Annotated in this window: 18 protein-coding genes; 5 read left to right on the forward strand and 13 right to left on the reverse strand. The window is 59.9% G+C overall.

Going from position 1 to position 22,411, the window contains the following annotated elements:
* Positions 1–16 precede the first annotated feature (16 nt).
* Together DDZ17_RS10335 and pepF are read left to right on the forward strand one after the other, a co-directional pair.
* Positions 17–877, forward strand: a complete 861-nt coding sequence (locus DDZ17_RS10335; RefSeq protein ID WP_116366544.1) for an SDR family NAD(P)-dependent oxidoreductase — start codon at positions 17–19, stop codon at positions 875–877.
* A gap of 27 nt (positions 878–904) precedes the next feature.
* Complete coding sequence (gene pepF / locus DDZ17_RS10340; RefSeq protein WP_116366546.1) at positions 905–2,782, forward strand: oligoendopeptidase F; 1,878 nt, start codon at positions 905–907, stop codon at positions 2,780–2,782.
* Between the two features lie 10 nt (positions 2,783–2,792).
* Here the strand turns inward: pepF and DDZ17_RS10345 are convergent, their stop codons facing one another.
* From DDZ17_RS10345 to DDZ17_RS10360, 4 genes are all read right to left on the reverse strand, one after another.
* Positions 2,793–3,224, reverse strand: coding sequence for an SRPBCC family protein (locus DDZ17_RS10345; RefSeq protein ID WP_116366549.1), 432 nt, complete (start codon positions 3,222–3,224; stop codon positions 2,793–2,795).
* Positions 3,225–3,313: 89 nt separating this feature from the next.
* Positions 3,314–4,021: a tellurite resistance TerB family protein gene (locus DDZ17_RS10350; RefSeq protein ID WP_206613517.1), complete on the reverse strand. Its 708-nt coding sequence runs from the start codon at positions 4,019–4,021 to the stop codon at positions 3,314–3,316.
* Between the two features lie 180 nt (positions 4,022–4,201).
* Positions 4,202–5,662: a M23/M56 family metallopeptidase gene (locus DDZ17_RS10355; protein WP_116366551.1), complete on the reverse strand. Its 1,461-nt coding sequence runs from the start codon at positions 5,660–5,662 to the stop codon at positions 4,202–4,204.
* 7 nt (positions 5,663–5,669) lie between these two features.
* Positions 5,670–6,044: a BlaI/MecI/CopY family transcriptional regulator gene (locus DDZ17_RS10360; RefSeq protein ID WP_116366553.1), complete on the reverse strand. Its 375-nt coding sequence runs from the start codon at positions 6,042–6,044 to the stop codon at positions 5,670–5,672.
* Between the two features lie 148 nt (positions 6,045–6,192).
* On the opposite strand from DDZ17_RS10360, the gene DDZ17_RS10365 reads away from it, so the two are divergent.
* Both DDZ17_RS10365 and DDZ17_RS10370 read left to right on the forward strand, forming a co-directional pair.
* The gene (locus DDZ17_RS10365) at positions 6,193–8,412 is read left to right on the forward strand and encodes a TonB-dependent receptor (RefSeq protein ID WP_116366555.1); all 2,220 of its coding nucleotides are present in this window, start codon (positions 6,193–6,195) and stop codon (positions 8,410–8,412) included.
* 15 nt (positions 8,413–8,427) lie between these two features.
* Entirely contained in the window at positions 8,428–9,504 is a 1,077-nt protein-coding gene (locus DDZ17_RS10370; protein ID WP_116366557.1) for a tyrosine-protein phosphatase, read from the forward strand.
* A 166-nt stretch (positions 9,505–9,670) separates the two neighbouring features.
* Here the strand turns inward: DDZ17_RS10370 and DDZ17_RS10375 are convergent, their stop codons facing one another.
* The 8 genes from DDZ17_RS10375 to DDZ17_RS10410 all read right to left on the reverse strand — a co-directional run bounded on the left by DDZ17_RS10375 (position 9,671) and on the right by DDZ17_RS10410 (position 20,095).
* The gene (locus DDZ17_RS10375) at positions 9,671–10,729 is read right to left on the reverse strand and encodes an NADP-dependent oxidoreductase (RefSeq protein ID WP_116366559.1); all 1,059 of its coding nucleotides are present in this window, start codon (positions 10,727–10,729) and stop codon (positions 9,671–9,673) included.
* Between the two features lie 123 nt (positions 10,730–10,852).
* On the reverse strand, positions 10,853–11,419 hold the full coding sequence (locus DDZ17_RS10380; protein WP_116366561.1) for a PqiC family protein: 567 nt from the start codon (positions 11,417–11,419) through the stop codon (positions 10,853–10,855).
* A gap of 2 nt (positions 11,420–11,421) precedes the next feature.
* Positions 11,422–13,032, reverse strand: a complete 1,611-nt coding sequence (gene pqiB / locus DDZ17_RS10385) for an intermembrane transport protein PqiB (RefSeq protein ID WP_116366563.1) — start codon at positions 13,030–13,032, stop codon at positions 11,422–11,424.
* Positions 13,033–13,036: 4 nt separating this feature from the next.
* Positions 13,037–13,642 carry a paraquat-inducible protein A gene (locus DDZ17_RS10390; protein ID WP_116366565.1) on the reverse strand — a complete coding sequence of 202 codons (606 nt, stop codon included), beginning with the start codon at positions 13,640–13,642 and terminating at the stop codon, positions 13,037–13,039.
* Positions 13,642–14,292, reverse strand: a complete 651-nt coding sequence (locus tag DDZ17_RS10395) for a paraquat-inducible protein A (RefSeq protein ID WP_157976571.1) — start codon at positions 14,290–14,292, stop codon at positions 13,642–13,644. Before DDZ17_RS10395 ends, DDZ17_RS10390 begins: the two co-directional genes overlap by 1 nt.
* Positions 14,293–14,307: 15 nt before the next feature.
* Positions 14,308–15,723, reverse strand: a complete 1,416-nt coding sequence (locus tag DDZ17_RS10400) for an efflux transporter outer membrane subunit (protein WP_157976572.1) — start codon at positions 15,721–15,723, stop codon at positions 14,308–14,310.
* Between the two features lie 11 nt (positions 15,724–15,734).
* On the reverse strand, positions 15,735–18,890 hold the full coding sequence (locus tag DDZ17_RS10405; RefSeq protein ID WP_116366571.1) for an efflux RND transporter permease subunit: 3,156 nt from the start codon (positions 18,888–18,890) through the stop codon (positions 15,735–15,737).
* A 29-nt stretch (positions 18,891–18,919) separates the two neighbouring features.
* Positions 18,920–20,095 (reverse strand): efflux RND transporter periplasmic adaptor subunit, encoded by a 1,176-nt coding sequence (locus DDZ17_RS10410; protein ID WP_116366573.1) that lies wholly within the window; start codon positions 20,093–20,095, stop codon positions 18,920–18,922.
* A 396-nt stretch (positions 20,096–20,491) separates the two neighbouring features.
* On the opposite strand from DDZ17_RS10410, the gene DDZ17_RS10415 reads away from it, so the two are divergent.
* A complete protein-coding gene (locus DDZ17_RS10415) occupies positions 20,492–21,508 on the forward strand; it encodes a phospholipase A (RefSeq protein WP_157976573.1) in 1,017 nt (338 codons plus the stop codon).
* A 79-nt stretch (positions 21,509–21,587) separates the two neighbouring features.
* Here DDZ17_RS10415 and DDZ17_RS10420 read toward each other — a convergent pair whose 3' ends face one another.
* The gene (locus DDZ17_RS10420) at positions 21,588–22,409 is read right to left on the reverse strand and encodes a putative porin (protein ID WP_116366578.1); all 822 of its coding nucleotides are present in this window, start codon (positions 22,407–22,409) and stop codon (positions 21,588–21,590) included.
* Positions 22,410–22,411: the final 2 nt, after the last annotated feature.

The raw sequence follows: 22,411 nt of genomic DNA on the forward strand, positions 1-22,411 counted from the left end.
GCCGCAAGGAATAGCCATGTCTGATACCAACAAGCAATTCAACTTTGACCAGGCCGTGGTCTGGGTGACCGGGGCGTCCTCCGGCATCGGCGCCGCCTTCGCCACCGAGGCCGCCCGTCGCGGCGCCAGACTGGTGCTGTCTTCACGCCGGGAGGCGCAGCTGCAAAGCGTGCAGCAGGACTGCATCGCCGCCGGCGCAGACCCGGCGGCGGTACTGGTACTGCCGCTGGACCTGGAAGACGAAGCCGCCATGCCCGCCGCCGTATCGCGGGTGCGCGACCAGTTCGGCCGTATCGACCTGCTGCTGAACAACGCCGGCATGTCCCAGCGCTCGGTTTGCCTGGACACCGATATGTCGGTTTACCACAAGATCATCAAGGTAGACCTGCTGGGTCAGATCGCGCTCACCAAGCAGGTTTTGCCGGTGATGGTGGAACAGGGCAGCGGCACCCTGGCGGTCACCTCCAGCGTGGCCGGCAAGGTGGGCTCGCCCATGCGCACCGCCTACTGCGCCGCCAAGCACGGCGTTATGGGCTTTTTTGACGCCCTGCGGGTGGAAATCGCCCACCTGGGATTAAACGTAACCACCATCGTGCCTGGCTCCATTCGCACCCCTGTCGCTCACAACGCCCTGACCGGCAGCGGCGCGCCCACCGGGGTGGAAGACCCGGCCATCGAAGCCGGCATGCCGGTGGCCGACTGCGCCCGGGTAATTGCCGATGGCTTTGCCGAAGGCGTTGAGGAGATCAACGTAGGCACCGGCCCCGAAATGCAACTGCTGGACATGAAGCGCCAGGACCCCACCGCCACCTTCCGCCTGCTGGAGAGCTGGGCGGCCGAACTGGTCAAGGGCAACACCCCGCACCTGAACCAGTAAACCCAAACACCCCCGCTGGAGAGCACCATGGCGCTGATCACTCCCTTCAGAAAATCCCTGCTGGCCCTGGCACTGGCCGCCGCCGCATTGCCGGCCCTGGCCCAGGCGCCGGAGCGCGCGGACATCCCGTCGCAGTACAAATGGGATTTGAGCGCCATGTATGCCGGCAGCGATGCCTGGGAGGCAGACGTGAAACGCCTGCAGGAGGCGCTGCCGGCCATGGCGCCCTACAAGGGCCACCTGGGCGATAGCGGCGCCACCCTGCTGGCCGCCATCCAGGAGTACGAAACCCTGTCGCGGCTGCTGGGGCGCATCTACGTTTACGCGGGGCTGAAATCCTTCGAGGACATGCGCGAGGGCGAGGCCAGCGCGCGCTTCTCCCGCGCCCAGGGCCTGAACGCCGAATTGCAGACGGCCACCGCCTTCCTCACCCCGGAGCTGGTGGCCATCCCGGAAGAAAAGCTCGATGCCATGATCAGCAACACCCCGGGCCTGCAGGTGTACCGCCACTTCCTCAACGAGCAGTCGCGCATGCGGCCCTACACCCTCACAGAGCAGGAGGAAACCCTGCTGGCCATGGCGTCGGACCCACTCGGCAAATTCAGCAGCGTGTTTGGCGCCCTCGACAATGCCGACCTGAACTTCGGCGACATTGAAAACGACGCCGGCGAGACCGTCGCCCTCACCAAGGGCCTCTACAATGCGGCCCTCAGCAACCGCGACCGCACCTACCGGGAGCGCGCCTGGAAGGGCCTGTTCACCGAATACGAAAAGCACGGCAACATGCTGGCGGCCAACTACGAAGGCCACGTAAAGGGCCGGGTGTTCGAGGCCAAGGCCCGTGGTTTTGATTCCGCCCTGCACGCCGCCACGTACACCAACGCCATTCCCGAGGCGGTTTACCACAACATGATCAAAGTGGCCCGCGAAGGCGCAGAGCCCCTGCAGCGCTACCTGGAACTGCGGCGCAAAACGCTGGGTTACGAGCAGTTGCAGGTGTGGGACCTGTACGCCCCGATGGTGGAATCCACCTACGACAATATCGACTATGAAGACGCCAAACAGATCGTGGCCGATGCGCTGGCACCGATGGGCGAAGACTACATTGCCCTGTACTGGCAGGGCTTTGACGAGGGCTGGGTGGACGCCTTCGAGAGCGCCGGCAAGCGCGGCGGGGCCTACTCCTGGGGCATGTACGACTCCAAGCCCTACCTGTCGATGAACTACGCCGGTACGCTCAACGATGTGTCCACCCTGGCCCACGAATACGGCCACTCGCTGCACTCGTACATGACCCGCAGCACCCAGCCCTATGTGTACGGCAGCTATCGCACCTTCATCGCCGAAATCGCCTCGATGACCAACGAGGCCATTCTGTTCCAGAAGATGCTGGCCGATGCCAAAACCCCGCAGGAGAAGGCCTACCTGCTGCAGAACTACCTGGACCAGTTCCGCAGCGGCTTCTTCCGCCAGGCGTCCTTCGCCGACTTTGAAATGCAGGCTCACGCCAAAGTAGAAGCCGGAGAGGCCCTGAACAAGGACAGCCTGAACGCCCTCTACGCCGATGTTTTTAACACCTACTACGGCGAGGCCGTTAGCGTGGACCCGCTAAACGCCAGCGAATGGAGCCGGATTCCCCACTTCCTGCGCACCGACAACTTCTACGTGTACCAGTACGCCACCTCTTTCGTGGCGGCCAACGCACTCGCCCAGGGCATTCTCACTGAAGGGAAACCGGCGCGGGATCGCTTCCTGGCCATGCTGCACGCCGGCAGTAACGACTACCCCATCGAACTGTTGAAGCGGGCCGGTGTGGACATGACGACCCCCGAGCCGATTTACGCGGCCCTGGAGGTCTTCAGCAACATGGTGAACGAACTGGAAACCACCCTGGCCCAGATGTAGGGCCAGGGCGCTAGCGGGACCGCGCCTCGGCGGCAATGGCATCCAGCATGCCGCCGTACATATCCTGCATGACGGCGATCATGCTCTGGGGCTCCACGCCCTCCACCGCCACGCCGCTGAAGCTGGCGTCCCAGCGCGCCGCGGTGCCATCGCCCGCTGGCTCAAGGCTCGCCACCACGCGATAGTCCTGCATCACGTTCACGCCGCCTTCCAGCACCTGGTATTCCAGGCTGTGCCGCTGGTGATCCAGCGCCAGCAGTTTTTCCTCTACCGGCTGTTCGCTGCCGGGCATGAAAATGCGCCGCACCTGGCCCACGCCCTCACCCACCTGCTCCACCCGCTCGGCCCCGCCGAACCAGTCCAGGTTGGCAAAGTCAGACACCACCTGCCAGACCTTGTCCAGCGGGGCTTCCAGGGTTTTCTCTACACAAAAGGTATACACAGTGCTTGCTCTCCATTCGTTGTTATCGTCGGTCGTATTGAGGGTATTGGGGCTATTGGTCCATCGCGTGCATCAAACGGTGGCTGCCGTCACACCTGGGCCTCCAGGCGCGCCACCAGTTCCGGCGCCAGTTTCAGTTCCCGCGCCAGTGCCTGCAGGTAGGCACGCTCCATAAAACTCTGCTCGTCCACCATCAGCACCGAGGCCAGGTACACTTCGGCCGCTTCCTCCGGGCAGTCAATGCCGCGGGCGATGTCGGCCGCATCCAGCGGCTTCGACAGCTCGGCATCAACAAAGGCAGAGACCTCCTGGTTCGCCCCCATCGATTGCACCGCTTTGAAAATACGCGCCTGCTCGGCATCGTCCACGTGGCCATCGGCCTTCGCCGCCGCCAGCATGGCGCGCAGCACTGTCAGGGAATGCTTGGGCGTATCGGGCGGGGCAATGGCCTGCGCCGGGCTGGTGGCTGAAGGGTTCTGGCTTTGAGGGGCTTGAGAAGGTTGGGAGCCTTGAGGCTGAGAAGGCTGGGATGCCTTCCAGTCATTGTAGACCTTATAGGCCAGCAGCCCCAGGGCCGCCGTGCCGCCGACCTTGGCCACCTTGGTGCCCATCTTGCGTCCCTTCTTGCTGCCCAGCAGCATGGTCAGCAAGCTGCCGCCCACCGCGCCACCCAGCGCGCCCTTGGTCATGTCGGACATGCCCCCGGCGGCGTTCGCGCCAGCACCGGCGGCCGGGTTCGCCGGGGTATTCCCGGCATTCAGTAACTGATTCAGCAGTCCTTTTACATCCATGCTCATGTCCTGGCTCCTTTGCAGTAACAACCGGGGGTTTGACGCTACCTGTAGCCAATGGTTCAGCCCGTCAGCTGCCGGCCAGGCCAGGCCCCGCAGCCAGCGCAGCTGCCAGACCGATAATGGCTTTGTCCGCCTTGCTTGCTTTGCTGTTCGTCACGCGTGCCTTGCCAACTGTCCACGCCGCTACCACAGGCGCCGCTCCCAGCCCGATGTATCGAGCGCTCGGCCGCCATAGCGTAACTCAAAATGCAGATTGGCCCCCGTCGCCACCGACCCGACAGGGGCACCTGCGGCAAGATTCTGCCCCACCGTCGCCGAAGCCGCGGCGAGGTGGGCGTAACTGGAGGTTACCCCGCCATGATGCCGAACCTTGAGAATGGTGCCCATGTAACTGCCCACACCGTGAACCACGGATTCCACCGTGCCCGCAGCCACCACCCGTACCGAGCGGTCGGCGGCGGGACTGAAGTCCATGCCCGCATGGGCCTTGGCACGCGTTAGCGGCAGCATGCAGCGGGATACGGTGCCGTGCACGTAACCGCCCGATAGCGTGGCACCGGCCACGGGGCTCATTGGCTGCAGGGCCGCCAGCAGCCGCTCGCTCTCCGCCAAATCCAGCACCTTGTCCTGCAGGGGCCTGAAGGCGGTGAGCAGCGAAACCACCAGCAGCAGCAACAGTGCCACGGCCCCGGCAAACCAGTGGCTGGCGCGGCTGCGCGGGGTGGCCAGGTTGCGAATTCGGCTGTGCAGAAAGTCCGCGCCCACCGGCAGGGCCAGCTGGTGATGGTGACCGGCCGCGCGGCCGGGCTGGATTCTTGCCACCTGCAACAGGGCGCTGCCGTAGCGTTTGGCGCCAAGGAAGGACGCCGCCAGTGCATCGCAGCTGTGCTCGCGCCAGAGGTAGGTGTTGCGGCTCATGAACCAGCTGGGCGGGCAAAAGAAAAACAGACTCTGGAACAGGGCCTGAAGGCGAATCCACAGATCGTCCAGGCGCTTTACATGGGCGAGTTCGTGGGCCAGCACGGCATCCAGCTCGCCTGCATCAAGCGCTCGCAGAAAGCGCCGCGGCAGAAACACCTGCGGGCGCAGCACACCCAGCGTAAAGGCGGTGTCGGCGGCGTCCGAACTGCACAGCCGCACGCCGCGGCGAATGCCATAGCGGCGGCACCAGCGGGCCAGGCAATCCTGCAACCGGGCGTCAGCCACTGGCGCGGCCTGCGCCATCACGGCCCGGTAACGCCGGCGGCGCAACCAGTGTCGCGCCACCAAAACGCCAGACACCAGGGCCCAAAGCAATACTGCCAGGCCCTGCCAGGACAGGATGCTCTGGTCGTGCAGGGCATTGCTGAAGCGGTTGTAGGCGGGGGTATCGCAGGGGTGGTCGGCAAGGGGCGCCGCCCAGGGCAGGTGGACACTCAGCCAGTTCGGCACCACCATCGCGGGCTTTAACAGGGCGGTGGCCACCAGCCAGACCAGAAACACCGTCCAGATGACAAACAGTACCGACGCGGGTTTTTTACGGCAGTAGGCGCTGAGCCCGGCAATCACCACCAGTCCCAGCAACGAAGTCATTGCCTGGTGTCTGGCCATGCTGGCCAGCAGAAAGCTCAGGTTGTCCAGGTGATAGGCAATGAAGGACGTCATCGGGGCATCAATCGGGGGGCTCGGGTTTCTCGGCCTTGTCCAGGAGTTGCTGCAGTTCGCGAAGTTCTTGTTCTGTATAGAGGTCGCTGTCGGCAAACATATTAACTACCTTTCGGTCGTCCATCTCAAGGACCTGCTGGGCAATAAATCGTACCCAGCTGACCATTCCCTGCGCCCGGCTGAGCCCGGGCGTATAGATCAGCACCCCGTGCAGCCGCGAGCGCTCCAGCAGGGACTTGCGTGCCATGCGATCCATCACCGTCTTGGTGGTGTTGTAGGCCCAGCCATTGTCCAACTGGTCGTGGACTTCCCGCACAGTGAGCGGCGCCTGCTTCCAGAGCACCTGCAATACCGCGAGCTCCGCCTTGGTGAGTTCAACCATCTATCGGAATCTTTGTTGGCAACAGCGGGCGATATTGACACCCCGACAACCCCATGGCAATGTCTCAGTTCTACTACATTGTAGTAACAATACTTATAAGTAGTGTCACCCTCCGACGATCACAACAATCACACCCGGAAGCACGCCTATGAACACCCCTCGCAACACCCAACTGCTCAGCGCAGCCATCGTGGCCCTCGGCGCCAGCCTGGCCGTTGAACCGGCCCTGGCCCAGGCCGGGCCAATGCTCGAAGAAGTGGTGGTTACCGCCCGCAAACGCGAAGAGTCCCTGCAGAACACGCCGCTGTCCATCAAGGCCCTTGGCGCGGCGGAGCTGGAAGATCGCAACATCCTGTCACTGGGCGATTTGCCCTCGGCGGTGCCCAACATGAGTGTGCAGGGCAGCATCAGCCGCAACACCGCCGGCGTATTCATTCGCGGCATCGGCGGGGTCGGCCGCGCTGTTACCACCGACCCCGGGGTGGGCTTGTATATCGACGGGGTGTATCTCGCGCGGGCCCAGGGCGGCATGCTGGAAATGCTCGACGTGGAGCGCATCGAAGTACTGCGCGGGCCCCAGGGCACCCTGTACGGCCGCAACACCATTGGCGGCGCGGTCAACTTCATCACCCAGAAGCCGGATGTCGAACCCAGCCTGCGGGTCAAGGTCGGCGCCGGCAACTACGACCTCATGGCCGCCAGTGCAACGGCTGACCTGCCGCTGGTGAAAGATACCCTGCTCAGCAAATTTGCCGTGTCCTACGCCGATCGGGACGGGTTTACCACCAATGTCTTCAACGGCGACAAGTGGGATGACAAAAACTACTTCGGCGCCCGCGCCGACTTTCGCTGGCTGGCCAGCGACACGGTGACGGTCGACCTGTCCATGGATATGTCGCGCCGGCGCGAAGAATCCAGCGGCGCCCAGTGTGTGCTGCAAAAGCCAGACGCCCCCCTGATTCTACTGGCCGACTACGTCATGGGGCTCGGCTACGCCGACGCCTGCGGCACGGCAGAACAGCTTGGCGACCTCAAGTTCTCGCTGGACAGCCCGAGCCGCGACGACATGGACGATATCGGCGGTGCCGCCACCGTCAGCTGGGACCTGTCGCCCGAGTTGGCCTTCAAATCCATCACCGCCTATCGCAAGCTGGAGTGGGAACTGTTCGAGGATTTCGACGCCAGCCCCGTGCCGATTTTCTCCAGCCGCGGTGACAACGCCGAGCAGGAGCAGCTCAGCCAGGAATTCCAGCTGACCGGCAACAGCCTGGGCGGCCGCCTGAACTGGACCACCGGGCTTTACTACTTCGACGAGGACGTCAGCCGGCCGGCCTACTCCGACTTCTACCTGCTGGGCGACTTTTACCAGCGCGTGCGCGAAGCGGCCACCACCAGCTATGCCGGCTACGGCCAGGCCACCTTCGACCTGACGGACAGCTGGAGTTTGACCGCCGGCATCCGCTACACCGAAGAAGACCGGTCCTTCAGCAATAGGGAGCAGGTTACCGCCACTGGCGAATTGCGGGATGTGGTCGAGGTGGACGACACCTTCGACGCCGTCACCCCCATGCTCAACCTGTCCTGGCAGGCAAGCGACGCGATGATGCTCTATGCAAGCTGGTCCCAGGGCTATAAATCCGGCGGTTTTAATTCGCGGGTGTCGCTGGAGGAGCCGGAATCCCTTGAGCCCTACCAGGAAGAGACTGTGGACAGCTACGAGCTGGGCCTGAAAAGCACCTGGCTGGACAAACGCGTCACCGCCAACGTCGCTGCCTACTATTCCAGCTACGATGACATGCAGCTGCAAACCACCGATGTGGCGGCCAACGGCTCCCCGGTATCGCTGATCCGCAATGCCGGTGAATCCCACATCCAGGGCCTGGAACTGGAACTGGACATCCTGCTGACCAGCAACTGGCGTGTGGGTATCGGCTACGGCCTCACCGACGCCGAATACGATACCTTCGACACCCTCGACCCGACGACCGGACAGTACCAGGACCTCACCTATCTGGAGTTCGCCAACACCCCTGAGCACAGCGCCAGTATCTCCAGCGAATGGGTGCTGCCACTACAGAACGATTGGCTGAGCGAAAGCCGATTGCGCCTGGACTATGCCTATACCAGCAGTTACTTCACCGACGCGGACAACACCGAGGCTTTCAAGCGCGACGCCCTCGACATGCTCAACGCCAGCCTGGTGCTCGACTTCAACGGCGGCCTCACCTCACTGCACTTCTGGGGCAAGAACCTTACCGACGAGATCTACTACCGCTTCGGCTACTCCCTGGGCGACAGCTTCGGCACCGGTGCCCGCTTCTTTGGCGAACCGCGTACCTACGGCGTCACCCTGAGCCACACCTTCTGATTAAGGAACCAAGCCATGCTCAACACATTGTTCACCCGGGCCGCCCTGGCCCTGCCGCTGGCATTGGCGGCGGCCGTGCCAGCCGGAGCCGCAACAGAGGGCGCCAACGGCAGCGCCTTCTCTGTGCTGCCAACCCAGGCTGTCAGCGCCATTGTGGCAGTGCCGCACCCGGAAGACGCCCGCGCCCTGTACCGGGGCAATGGGCCGACCGATACCCTCCAGGCCGTCGACAACTGGCACAGCTCACCCGCCGGACTGCTGGTGCATGGCGAACCCAGCCCGCAGGCCTGGTTCCGGGTGCGCTACGAAGACGGCAGCGAACTGACCGCAGGGCCGCGCTACGTTCCAGGCCTGGAGGCACGCAATGTGCGCGACCTGGGGGGCTACCAGACCACCACCGGGCAGTGGGTGAAAGCCGGCCTGCTGTACCGCTCCGGCTTTCTCAGCCACCTGCCACAGCAGAAGCAGGCGCAACTTGAGAGCCTTGGCATTCAGCACATCTGCGACTTGCGCAGCACTGCAGAGCGCCAGGAAAAGCCCGACCCGGATTTGAACTGGCAGTCGATAGAAGGCTGCGCATCCAACGCCTCGGAAGCCTCCATGGCCTCCTTCGCCGCGGCGATACAGACCCTGCAACAGGGCGGCGATGTGGATTGGGAACAGCTGATTACCCAGGGCTACAGCGCCATGCCCACTCAGTACGCCGAACCGCTGAAGGCCCTGTACGCCAGCCTGCTGGAAAACCCCGGCGAGCCTGCGTTGTTCCACTGCACCGCCGGCAAGGACAGAACCGGCGTTGCCGCCGCACTGCTGCTGCTGATGCTGGGAGTCGACGAGCAGACCGTTATCGACGACTACACCATGAGCGAGATAGCGCTGCAGTTTCAGGGCGACTCGATCAAGTCCAAAGCCTATCCCCGCGAGCTGCTGGAACAGCCGGCCCTGCGCGCCACCAACGCCAGCTACATCCAGGCCACCCTGGACAGCATTCGCGCCCAGTACGGCACGCTAGAGCGCTACTACGATGAGGTGTTGGGTCTGGACGAGGCGAAAATCGCGCTGCTGCGCAAGCACTACCTGAGGGGTAGCTGACAAACGGGCAAAATAACCCGCATCAACGAGCTCAAGTGGGCGATAACCCGCCCACTCGGCTCTTTCCAACTTGACTCGTTCCCCATCGGTTCGGCGACGGTCAGGCTAGGACAAGCCTAGCTGCGCCAAACGCATCGACACACGCCCCGCCGCCAGCACCGGTACGTTAACCGGGAAGCACTTCCTTACCCACTTGCACCACCAACTTGCCGAAATTCCTGCCCTCCAGAAGATCCGCCAGTCCATTCGGAGCAGATTCCAGACCGTCGATAATTTGCTCACGATACTGGATCTTTCCCTCGGCCACCCATTCGGCCATCTGGGCCGCAAACTCAGGATAACGATCACCGTAGTCATCAAAAATGATAAACCCCTTCACTGTGATCCGCTTGATCTGAAAGGCCATCATCAAGGCTCCCAGGCGGTCGGGGCCCGGCGGAAGAGAGTCGTCGTTGTACTGTGAGATCAGGCCGCACAGCGGAATCCGGGCACAGGTATTGAGTAGCGGCAGCACTGCATCGAAGACCCGACCACCCACGTTCTCAAAATAGATGTCGATCCCCGCCGGACAGGCGGCCGCCAATTGCTGCGGAAAATCTGCCGCGGTGTGATCAAGGCAGACTGGAATATTCAGCGTGTCGCGCACATGCGCACATTTCTCGCTGCCGCCTGCAATCGCCACCACATTCAGCCCCAGAATTCGCCCGATTTGTGCAACAACACCGCCGACAGCACCGCTTGCCGCCGCGACCACAAGGGTTTCTCCTGCCTTGGGCTGGCCAATATCAAGCAGGCCCATATAGGCAGTGAAGCCCGGCATTCCCAGCACTCCCAGGGCATGGGACACAGCCGCGACGGAGGGGTCCAGCTTCACCAGGTCACTGCCATCAGAAACACCGTAGTCCTGCCACCCGACGACATAACTCAACACCCAATCACCCTCGGAAAAGCCCGGGTTGTTGGAGCGCACCACACGATTGACAGTGCCGCCTATCATTGTGTCTCCCAGCGCCACCGGTTCGGCATAGGAGTCCCGGGCATCCATGCGGCCGCGCATGTAAGGGTCAAGGCTCAGGTACACGGTTCGCAACAGTACTTCACCTGCCTGAATATCCGGGATATCGCCGCGCACCAGTTCGAAGTTGGCGGCGGACGGGGCACCCTGGGGACGAGATGCCAAGGTCAATTGGCGGTTTTCACTGGCTGTCTGCTGAAAAGTAGTCATAGATATCTCCTGATACTGTGTTGGCGATTCATCAGACAGAAATATACTATACTGTGCAGTTTACATTATGTCGCACACCTGACTATCTGGTCGATTTTTTAATGCCAACGAGGCGTCCGGCGGCTATGAGCCGGGAATACTGGCTGATATTTCCACTGCCAGCCGTTCGAGAAGTTGATTGTGCGCCTCTACCAGGCCTGCATAGCCGTCTCGGCTCTGGCGAACAGTGTCAGTATAAAGCCGTGGCGGGCCCAGTGACTTTGCGCCCTCATAGAAGGTGTACATCGCCGTCAGGTGAACCTCTCCTTGCAGGTTTCCCAGTAGCTCAACAATATCAATATCGACCCGAGGCCACGCTGTTGGCTCAACATCGGCATGCGCCGCAGCCAGCCGCAAACGGAAAAAGCGTTCAATAGCCTCCGGGGCAGGCTCAGCCCACAGGTGAAAGTTGGCAGGACGAATCTCGGTCTCGGATACTTTTACCGCCAGCTGTGCCGAACGCAAATAAGCGGGAACAACCACCTTCCCGACTTGCGCACCAGCCTGTCCATCGCCGGTGCGCAAGCTATCAGGCGTACGCAGCAGATAGTAATGCTTTTCTGGTGCAGGCGCCGATGAGCAGCCAATCATTACGACGCAGGCAAGGGCCAGCATCATTACGCGGATTCCGGATACCAGGACAGTTTTCATGATCAGGGGTTCGCCTTGGGTTGAGGATCATTGGCACGATTAACCGGCAGGATCAGGGCGCTGGGCTGCTCCTCCAGGGTATTCGCCAGGGCTTGATATTCGCGCAAGGTCGCATCCAACTGCTGCAATACCCGACCCACTTCACGCTCAATGTCGGAGCCTGCGCCGTAGGTGTCAGCCGCTGCTTCGATCGATTGCAGCGTCTGCACCAGTTGCTGCGGCACACGCCCCGTCGCCTCACTGCCGAGCAGTGCATTGAGGGAGTCCAGGGTGGCGGTGAGCGAGGCCAGAGACTGGCGACCCTCAGCAACGGTTTCCTGCAATGGCAGGCTGTTGAACTTGGACAGCAGCTCCGACACCTGCTTCTCAATACGCTCCAATCCGCTATCCACCGTGGGCAGCGTGTCGTACTGTTGGTATCTGCCCACCACTGCGACCTCGCCGGTATCGTAGTAATCTACCGCTACCAATTGCTCGCCAGTAAGCAAGCTACCTGACTGCAGGCTGGCGCGCATCCCGTGCTCTCGCACAGCTGCCTCAATCATGTCACGGACCCGAGCCACGGATTCCTGCGAATCCGGCAGGCCGACACGTCCCGGCTCGATGCGTATCACCACGGGCACCGCATGCTGCGTCGGCGTCAACTCAGCAAGTTCACCCACAAGAATGGCTTCCACGGTGCCGATACGAATCCCCCGGTACTCCACCGGCGCGCCAACACTCAGGCCACGGATTGAGCGATGAAACTGCAGCACATAGCTGGCGGCCAGTTCATAGGGTTGTTCCTCTGCTTCGCGCTGTGTACCGTACAAACGAAAGCGCTGCCCGGGCTCAACCGGCTCTAGGCCGGCCTGGTTCTCCGGCGTCGAAAATGAAATGCCACCCGCCACCAGCGACGCCAGCGACTGGGTATTTATCTGCACACCGTTCGCGGTGGCCGATATATCGATACCACTGGCATTCCAGAACCGCGTACTACGGTTGAGCAGCTGATCAAATGGACGCTCGACAAAGGCCCAGACCAATGATTCTTCAAAGTCATCAGACAAACCGACGGACTCAACCTGGCCCACCTTGAGGCCCTTGTACAGTACCGGCGCACCTGCGGTAAGTGATGCAGCGGAGCCTCCTTGCAGTTGAACACGAACACCGGCCACACCCGGGCGCGCATTGGGTGCCTGATCCAGACCCCGAAAACGCCGCTTGAACGTACCTGATTTTCCGGGATACAACTCGATATAGGCCCCCGATAGCAATGTACCCAAACCGCTCACGCCATCGGCGCTGATGCGAGGTCTAACCACCCAGAATTGCGTCTGCGCATCCAGCAAATGCTGCGTATCCGGGGAAAGGCGAGCGGTGACACGGACCCCCTCAAGGTTCTCTTCCAGCTGAATATCCTCGACAACCCCAATATCCACGCTCAGCGCCCTGACACGCGTGCGACCAGCCTCCAGACCTTCGGCGGTCGTCAGCGAAATTTCAACCAACGGCCCCTGGGAGCTGTAGTACTGGAACATCACCCAGCTACCGATGATGGCTACCAGCACTGGCAGCAGCCAGATCATACTGATTTTACGGATGGGCTTTATTTCGGCGGTAAGTTCATCCACAACCTTATTCCTTGCTGATATCCCACAGTAATCGAGGGTCGAACTGCTCTGCGGCGATCATGGTAACGATCACCACACCGGCGAAGCTCAACGCCGCGGGCCCCGGATAGAAAGAAATGATATTGCCGAGCTTAACCAGCGCTACCAGTATGGCGACCACAAAGACGTCTATCATCGACCAGCGCCCGATGAATTCCGTAAGGCGATAGAGACGAGCCGCCTGATGGGGATTACGTACATTGCCCTGCCGCACCATTTCACAGAGGTAAAACATAATGCCCAGCTTGGCCACCGGAACAAAGACACTGGCAATAACAATCACCAGTGCAATACCAATCGACCCCATTTGCCACAACGTGACAACCCCGCCAAAAATCGTACTTGGCCCGCTGCTACCGAGGTAAACGGTATAGGTGATCGGCAACACATTGGCCGGTATATAAAGAATGCTCGCAACAAGGGTCAAGGCATAGGTGCGCTGCAACGCATTGTGAGTGCGCGAGATCAAAGTGCGGCCACAACGGCTGCAGTTTGTGCATGCGGCGTCATTGAGCTTGTGACAGGTCATACAGCCAACCAAACCCGCCTCTCTGGCAGTTCGGATGGCCATCAGGGCAAGCGTCCATGCCGGGCCAGCTGCTGCCACACGCTGACCTTATCGAGTGAGGAAATAGCCCCAACCAGCGCAAATGACAGTGCGAGATAGGACCACAGCGACACACCCAGTTCCACCGTCGCCATACCGGCGATCTTCACCAGGCTGACGAAAACCCCGATGATAAAGACTTCTACCATGCTCCAACTGGTGAGCGAATACAGCAGATTGGCGGCAAGCATGGACAATTGGGCAAAGCGACCCGTATAGAGCGTCAGCGAAATCAACAACACGCAAGCGACCAGCACCATTGGCGAGATCACAATGAAAACCAACACCAGCCCGGCCAGCAATACACTGCCATCGGTAAACAGTGCCCACGCCGTTTGCAGCAGCGTCATCTGATTCGCGACACCGGCTCGCTCGAACGACATGAAAGGGAAGTACAACGAAAGCAGCATCAACAGTGCAGCACAAATGCCCAGCGGCAAGGCCAGCTTTAGCCGATCTTTGCCACTGATGCTCAGCGTATGATGGCAGCGTGGGCAACACTGCTTGCATTGCGCTGCCGTCGAGAATAAATGCACCAGCGCATCGCATTCGGGGCAGGCCACAAGCTCACCATCGGAACCGGCGTTGGCGCCTGAAGATCGCGTCACAGACACGCAAATACCCCCGCCCTAGCTAGCATTGGCCGACCGAGCATCCGCAATGGCCGCCAGTTCGCTGTCCGACCAGCCACCACCCAACGCACGGTATATGTCCAGGTAGGCCTGCAAACGCTGCAGCTGTGAACGGACCAGATTCTGCTCGGCCAGCAGCAGCTGCCGCTCGGCATCCAGCACATCCAGATAGCCCACAAGCCCGTTGCTGAAGCGCTCCCGCTGCAGTTGCAGACTGCTGCCGGCTGCGGTCTTGAACACGGTATTGGCATCGATGACCTCGGCGGCGTATTCAAAGGCATGCACACTATCTGACACTTCCTTTAAAGCCCGCAGGATAGTACTGCGATAGACCATCAGGGCCTGCTGCATACCCGCCCGGGCAACCTCCTCGTTACCCCTGGCGGCGCCCCAGTCAATGATGGGCATGTCCACGTAGGGGCCCCAGCCGGAAAAGTTAGTTGAGGCTGAGCGACTATCAATATCGCCAAAATCTACGGCATAACGTCCGAAGAAGCCGGAAAGCCCAATCGTCGGAAAAGGGAAGCGATTGGCCACCGCCACACCCACCGTGGCTGTTGCCGCGTGCAACTGGTGCTCTGCCTGGCGCACATCGGGGCGCTGTTCGAGCAACTCGACCGGTAGGCCCAACGCGAGTCCACTGGCGTCGACGCGCTCCACCGGTAGTCCACGCGGGCGATCGAGAAAGTCACGAGGCCCTTGGCCCAACAGAATAGACAGCGTATTTTCCGCGTCGACAACCGCCTGCCGCGCGACGGGCAAGCGGGCGCGGGTCGAGGCAAGCTGGGCAATTGCCTGCTGCTCCTCAGCCCGCGAACTGACCCCACTATGCAACTGCGATCGCACCAGTTGCAGCGACTGCTCCTGGCTGGCCGCTGTCCGTTCCAGAATACGCACCTCCTCATCCAGCTCCAGCAGCGAATACCAGGTACTGGCCACACTGACAACCAATGTGGACATGACCGCCCGCGCACCGTCTTCAGTAGCCAGCAGCCTGGCCTGGGCCGCCTCATCGGCGCGCCGAATCTTGCCGAAGATGTCCAACTCCCAGGCAAAGCCAAGACCTGCATTAAAGGTAGCGTCGTTGCTTTCGCCGCCGGGCATGGGGTTGGTATCCATCCCGGCGCGGATGTTGGGCCCAAAGGCCGATCGGGTGACGGTGGTACGGGCCCTGGCCTCCTCGATGCGCGCCAGCGCAATGCCCAGGTCCGGATTCCCATTCAGCGCCGTGTGTACCAGCGTTTCCAGGTACGGGTCATTGAAAAGTTCAAACCAGGCGCTGTTGGCGAAAGACTCGGCTTGCTGTGCTGGCAGGGAGACACGAAAGTCGGTTCGCTGTGCCTCATTCTCTGGCCGGCTGTAATCTGGCCCCAGGGTACAACCGCCGAGCAGAGCCAGCAGAACTGCTGTCATAGTGAACCGAATCATTGCTCCGTTACCTCACTCTGTTGCGCCTTCTTACCACCGCCAAGCCGCTCAGACAGGGACTGAATCAGCACATAGAATGCCGGAACAAAGAACACGCCCATCAGGGTGGCAGCCAACATACCACTAAAAACCACCAACCCGACGGAGTTCTTCGAAGCACTCCCGGCGCCCGTCGCAATCATCAGTGGTATCACGCCAAGGATAAAGGCGAAGGATGTCATCAGGATTGGGCGCAGGCGCAACCTGGCAGCCTCCAGGGCGGCGTCGACCAGCGAGTACCCCTTCTGCTCGTAATGCAGCTTTGCGTACTCAACGATCAGAATGGCGTTCTTAGCAGACAAGCCAACCAGCGTAACCAGACCAATCTGGCCATAGACATTGAATTCCATACCCGCCGCGAGCAATCCTCCGTAGACGCCGAGCAGCCCAAAGGGGACGGCCAACAACACCGCAAAGGGCACACTCCAGCTTTCATAGAGCGCCGCCAGAAACAGAAATACCGCAACAATGGATAACGCGAGAACGTAGGTACCGGTATTCCCGGTCTCGACTTCTTCCAGCGTTTGCCCAGACCAGGCATAACCAAACCCGTCCGGAAGCTCCGCCGCAGCCACCTCCCGCAGCGCCTGCAGCGCCTGCCCGGTGCTGTAGCCCGCGGCGGGGGTGCCGGTCAGCTCAGCAGTGGGAAAGAGGTTGTAGCGCATGATAAAGCGCGGCGCGGTACTCTGTTCGTAGGTAACCAGAGTATCCAGCGGAACCATATCGCCCATCGCATTGCGCACATGCAACTGTGACAGCGTGGAAATGTCACGGCGAAACTCCGGCTCAGCCTGCAGGCTGACACGGTAGTTTTCACCGAACAATGTAAAGTCATTGACCTGATAGCTACCCAGAAAAACCTGCAATGTGCCAAACACTTCGCTGATGGGAATACCAAGCTTCTTTATTTTTTCGCGGTCCACCTCAAGGCGATAGTTTGGGGTTGCCGCTGCATAGGTGGTACTGAGCTGGGCGATTTCCGGACGCGATGCAGCGGCGGCAATGAACTGCTGTGTCACCTGCGACAACTCCTCCGGCGACTGCCCCCGCTCCGCCTGTAACATCATGGATACGCCTGACACCGCGCCGTAACCGGGCAGAGCAGGTGGATTGAATGCGAATACCAGTGCTTCCTCAGTCTGATTGCCGATATGTTGTGCCTGCCCCAGCAAGGCGGTAAGGCGCTCTTGCTCCTCCTGACGCTCGCCCCAGTCTTCCAGCTGCACTACCAGCAGCCCCCCGTTGGAGGCGGCGACACCCGTAATCAGGTCAAAGCCGGTAATACCCAGCACCGCCTCAACACCGGGCATGTCCTGCAGCTGGGCGGACAGATCCGCCACCACTGCCTCGGTGCGCGTTGTCGTGGAAGCTTCGGGAAGCAAGGCCTGAACAAAAAATGCACCCTGGTCCTCTTCGGGAACAAAGCCGGTTGGCGTGATACTGCCCAGGGCATAGATCCCGATAAGCACGATGGCAAAAAACAGTGCCACACGCTTCAGACCACGGACCAAGGAGCCGGTGACGCCAAGGTAACGCTGGGTAAACTGGTCGAAACGGTGGTTAAAGGCGCGGAAGAAGCGGTCGATCAGGCCCGGGTTTTCCGCCGCCTCATGCTTGCCTTTGAGGATGGAAGCACACATGACCGGCGAAAGCGTCAGGGCCACCAGCGCGGAAAACAGTGTGGATACAGCGATAGTCAGTGCAAATTGTTTGTAAAGTTGCCCCGTTACGCCCGGCACAAAAGCCATGGGAATAAAAACAACTGCCAATACCAGCGCCATGGCCACCAGAGCGCCTGACACTTCCTCCATGGCTTTGCTGGTGGCTTCAAACGCGGAGAGGCCCTCGTTTTCCATTTTTTCCTCAACCGCTTCGACCACTACAATGGCATCGTCCACGACAATACCGATAGCGAGCACCATGCCAAAGAGCGACAGCGTATTGATGGAAAAACCGAGCACCTGATAGCTGATAAATGTCGCAATGAGAGAAATCGGTACCGCCAACATCGGAATAATGGTGGCGCGCCAATTCTGCAAGAAAAGAAAGACAACGAAGGTAACCAGTACCAGTGCTTCGACGAAGGTGTGGATAACCTCGGTGATGGAAGCTTTAACAAAGTTTGAGGTGTCGTAGACAACAGAATAGGCAACGCCCGAGGGAAGATCGGCGCTCAACGCCTGCATTTTCTCCCGCAACATTTCTGATGTCTGCAGGGCGTTGGCACCCGGGGATAAATACACCGCAAATGCGGAGCTGACACTTTCGTTGTAGCGACCATAGATATTGTAATCCTTGGCTCCCAGCTCCACCCGGGCAACATCCCGCAGGCGCAGCAACGATCCGTCACTATTGGCACGCAGAATCACATCCTCAAAATCTTCGACATCCACCAAGCGGCCCTTGAGAGTCAGGGAATACTGGAAACCACTTTCGGTATCCGCTGGTGGCTGGCCAACCTGGCCGGCCGCCGCCTGCTTGTTCTGTTCCTGCACGGCGGCAACAATATCGCCTGGTGTCAGCCCCAGTGCCGCCATCCGGTCCGGCTGCAGCCAGATTCGCATACCGAACTCGGAGCCGAACACCTGCAGGTCACCCACGCCGGGCGTTCTCTTCAGTTCGTCTACCCAGTAATTGTTGAGGTAGTTGTCCAGAAAGGCGCGATCTTTACTGTTGTCCGGCGAGTACACTGCGGCAAACATCAGCACATCGGGTGAAGATTTCGCCACCGCCACGCCGATATCATTCACCTCACCCGGCAATCTCGACATCACTTGACTCACCCGGTTTTGGGTCTCGACCGATGCGATGTCGACATCCCTTTCCAGGGCGAAGGTAACCTGTATGCTGGCAGAGCCATCGTTACCCGCCACCGCACGGATGTAGCGCATGTCTGTCACCCCATTGATTTGTGAATCAATGGGCGAAATCACAGAATCGATCACCGCTTCGGCATCGGCCCCGGGATACACCGTACTTACCTCAACCGTGGGCGGGGCAACCTCGGGAAACTGGGATACAGGAAGGCCGACCAGCACCAGAATGCCGGACAGCACGAGAAAGATGGAAATCACAACCGCAAAAACCGGCCGCTGCAAAAAGAACTTTGCCATGACTTTGTCTCCTGACGCTGAATCAGCGCTTATTCTGACGCTGCAACAACGCTAGTGACGGTCACTGGGGCCCCGTCTCTCGCCTTCTGAATGCCTTCGACCACAACCCGGTCGCCCGCTTCCAGCCCCTCACGAATAACCCAAAGGCCGCTCTGCCTGCGCCCTACCTCAACCTCCACCTTGCGGGCAATATCGTCCTCATCCACAAGGGTGACCGTATAGGTATTTAGCAACTGGGAAACCGCGCGATCGGGCACCGCGATCACATCCGACAGTTGATCGATGACCACCTCGACCCGGGCAAACATTCCCGGGCGCAAGGCACCATTGGGATTCGGAAAGTCCGCGCGCATGCGTATGGTGCCCGTATTGGAATTCAGCGCGCGATCGGAGAAATTAATGTGCCCGGTTTCGGGGTAGGCGCTGCCGTCACTCAGGTAGAGCCTCGCTGGGACGATTTTGTCGTGCCCTTGCTGGTCTATATTGCCATGTCGCTTTTCATAATCGATCAATGTGGACTCACTGACACTGAAATCCACCCGTGACATCTCCACGGTGGAGACTTTCGCCAGCAACGTGCTGGCGGCAGAGATCAGGTCGCCCGTGTCCACTTCCGCGGCGCCTATACGACCAGCTACCGGTGACTCTATAGAGGCATACTCCACAGCCAGCCTTGCCTGCTCCACTGTCGCCTTTGCCGTATCGATACGGGACTTGGCGCTTTGCATCCCGGTTTCAGCGTTGTCGTACACCTGGCGCGAAATAGCCTGTGTCTTCAGCAGCGGCTCATAGCGCTCTACATCCAGTTTGGCGCGACGGTAGTCACTTTGCGCCGTCGCGAGGGAGGCCTCGGCCTCCAGCAGTTTGGCACGCAGGTCCCTGTCATCGATGGTGAACAGAAGATCGCCCTGCTGAACGTAGGAGCCATCCTCAAAGTGCTTCTCCAGCAAAATACCCGAAACCCGCGAGCGCAGTTCAACTTCCTGTTGACTGCTCACTTCGCCAGTAAATTGCTGCAGAAGGTCGATGTTCTGGGGTTGAACGCTCATCACCTGCACCGGCGCACGATAGTCCACCGCCGGGGACTCTCCCTCGCATGCACTGAGCGTTACTGCCGATAGCAGCAACAATGGCGCCCGCCACCAACCGGGAGATACCCAAATGGACCGTTTTTCCCAACCCTTTACCACTTTTTGTTTGCTCATGTTCTGTCCTGGAAATCGCTGATAGTCAATACGGGACCCGGAGCACTGCCGGGCGCGGAAGGCATCGATCTGGTCGCTGACGGCACGCCACAGCAGACCCCGCCTCAATCAGGGCCAAACTATACTACACCGATTAGTGTACATCAACGGGTTCAGCGCATTCGTCATCCAGAATATTCAGTGAGTCACTTGCGCGCAGAAATGCTGCGCTGCAATTCAGTATAGCCAAGCCTGGAAACTCAATTGTAAATCTGCAGCCACTAGCCATGGCCAATGCACCTCAATCCCCAGGCCACCGGTGGCGAACATCACCCCAATACAGGTTTGTCGACTCAACCACGGCTTACTACACTCAATAGGCAGGTACTATTGCCCGCGAAAAATGAGGAGGTTCGTATGCGTTTTGCTTCTTCTTTCTGTGGACGCGGTATTTTCCCCCTGGCGGTGCTACTGGGCTGTGGCAACAGTCTGGCCAACAGCGAATACGAAGATTGCCTGCTCGACAGGATCGCCAACGGAGACCCCGACTCAACACTCAGTGATATCAGGAACCAGTGCACTGCCGACACCGCCCTGTTTACGTCCAACATTCCCGCACAGGCGCAAAGCGACGAAAGTAACTCCATAAGCCGAAGAATACGCACGGAAATGGCTAATCGGGATCGCGGCTACACCATGACCCCACACCATCCCAATTACCTGCTGCCCTACACCTATAACTCAGAGGCCGAACCGGGCCCATTCAGGGAGCTTGACCCAGACGCGACAGTGGATGAAGACGAGGCAATGATTCAGGTCAGCGTCAAATTCCCTGTGGCGATTGACCTTTGGGATAGCAATACCGACCTGATGATCGCGTATACGAACAGGGCCTGGTGGCAGGTATTTAACGATGAGTTTTCCAAACCCTTCCGGGAAACCAACTACGAGCCCGAAGTGTTCTTTCGTCACTATCAACTGGATGAGGACGACAGGTGGTACGTCCCTGAAATGTTCGATGTGGGCTACAACCACCAGTCGAACGGGCGGGAAGAGCCACTGTCCCGCAGTTGGGACCGTATATTCGCGACAGGTTTTTTCCAGCTAACGCCCAACCTGGCGCTGTCACTGCGCACCTGGTATCGGCTACCAGAGAACGATGATGAGGATGAGTTGGCCGGCGAGTACCGTTACCTGGGCTATGGCGATGGCAGGGCGGTCTATACCTTCAACAAACACACCTTCACCCTGATGGCGCGACCGGGAACCGAAAAGGTATCCGTCGAAACTACCTGGAGCTACCCCATCGCCAATCATGTCAGGCTGATGCTCTACTATTTCCACGGCTACGGCGAGACCTTGCTGGACTACGACAAAAAAAGTAATCGCGTTGGTATCGGGTTTGCCATCAACGACTATATCGTGAACCGGTAAACACGCCATTCAGGAGGCGGTCAAAGTGAAGGTACCCCGCTCTGCACACCATAGCCCGGGGTACCTTGGTGGTCGCAGGCTAGAAGCGCACACGCACGCCTAACAGGAACTCCTGTGCGTCTAGGCCCCATGTGTCAAAGTCGCTTTCGCCGTAGGACACGGTGAGAGCCACCTGATCATTCACGAACCAATCAGCATAGACTTTCCAGTTGTCAACTTCCTGCTCAACATCCAGTCGCTCGTAGGCCGCGCCTATCCCCAGCTTTTCGGTGGGGTAATAGGTACCTTCCAACCGGTACTGATCGCCGCTGTCGCCCTCATCGGTGTCCACGTAACCGTAGCCAGCCGCCATTTTCAGCGACGTGCCATTGTCGAAGGACATCAGGTGTTCCACATCAAGACCCCAGATATCCGCTTCCAGAAAGTCCACGTCATCCTGTTCAACATGCCCGTAGCTGGCCGTCAGGGTGGTGTTCTGACCCAGGTAGCGACCAATGCCAACGGAGTAGGTGTCGATATCCTGGTCGTCGATTTCATCGACGCGATACTCAAAGTCTGCCAACCAGCCACTCTCTTTGTGAACCCAACGGCCACCAAGGCTATAGGCTTCCGAATCAACATCACCGAGACCGTCAAGATCGATCTCGCCATTTTCGTAGTTCAGTTCAATGTGGGAGGCGCGATCCAGGAATGCCGCCTCGGCGAGTGGCCCCTTGCTGGTGTCAACCGGAGCGATGTAGTAACGCCCCTGAAAACCAAAGATGTCCTGGTCGGCATCCTGCGCATCCGAATCTATTTCACCGGTGGCGTAGTTACCACCTAACTCCCATTGGTAGTCAGCATTGGCACCGCCCGCTACGAGCAGGCTAAGACTGGAGATGATTGCAATTTTTTTGAACATAA

Origin of the sequence: Parahaliea mediterranea (assembly GCF_003402235.1) — a bacterium.
Taxonomy (GTDB): Bacteria; Pseudomonadota; Gammaproteobacteria; order Pseudomonadales; family Halieaceae; genus Parahaliea; species Parahaliea mediterranea.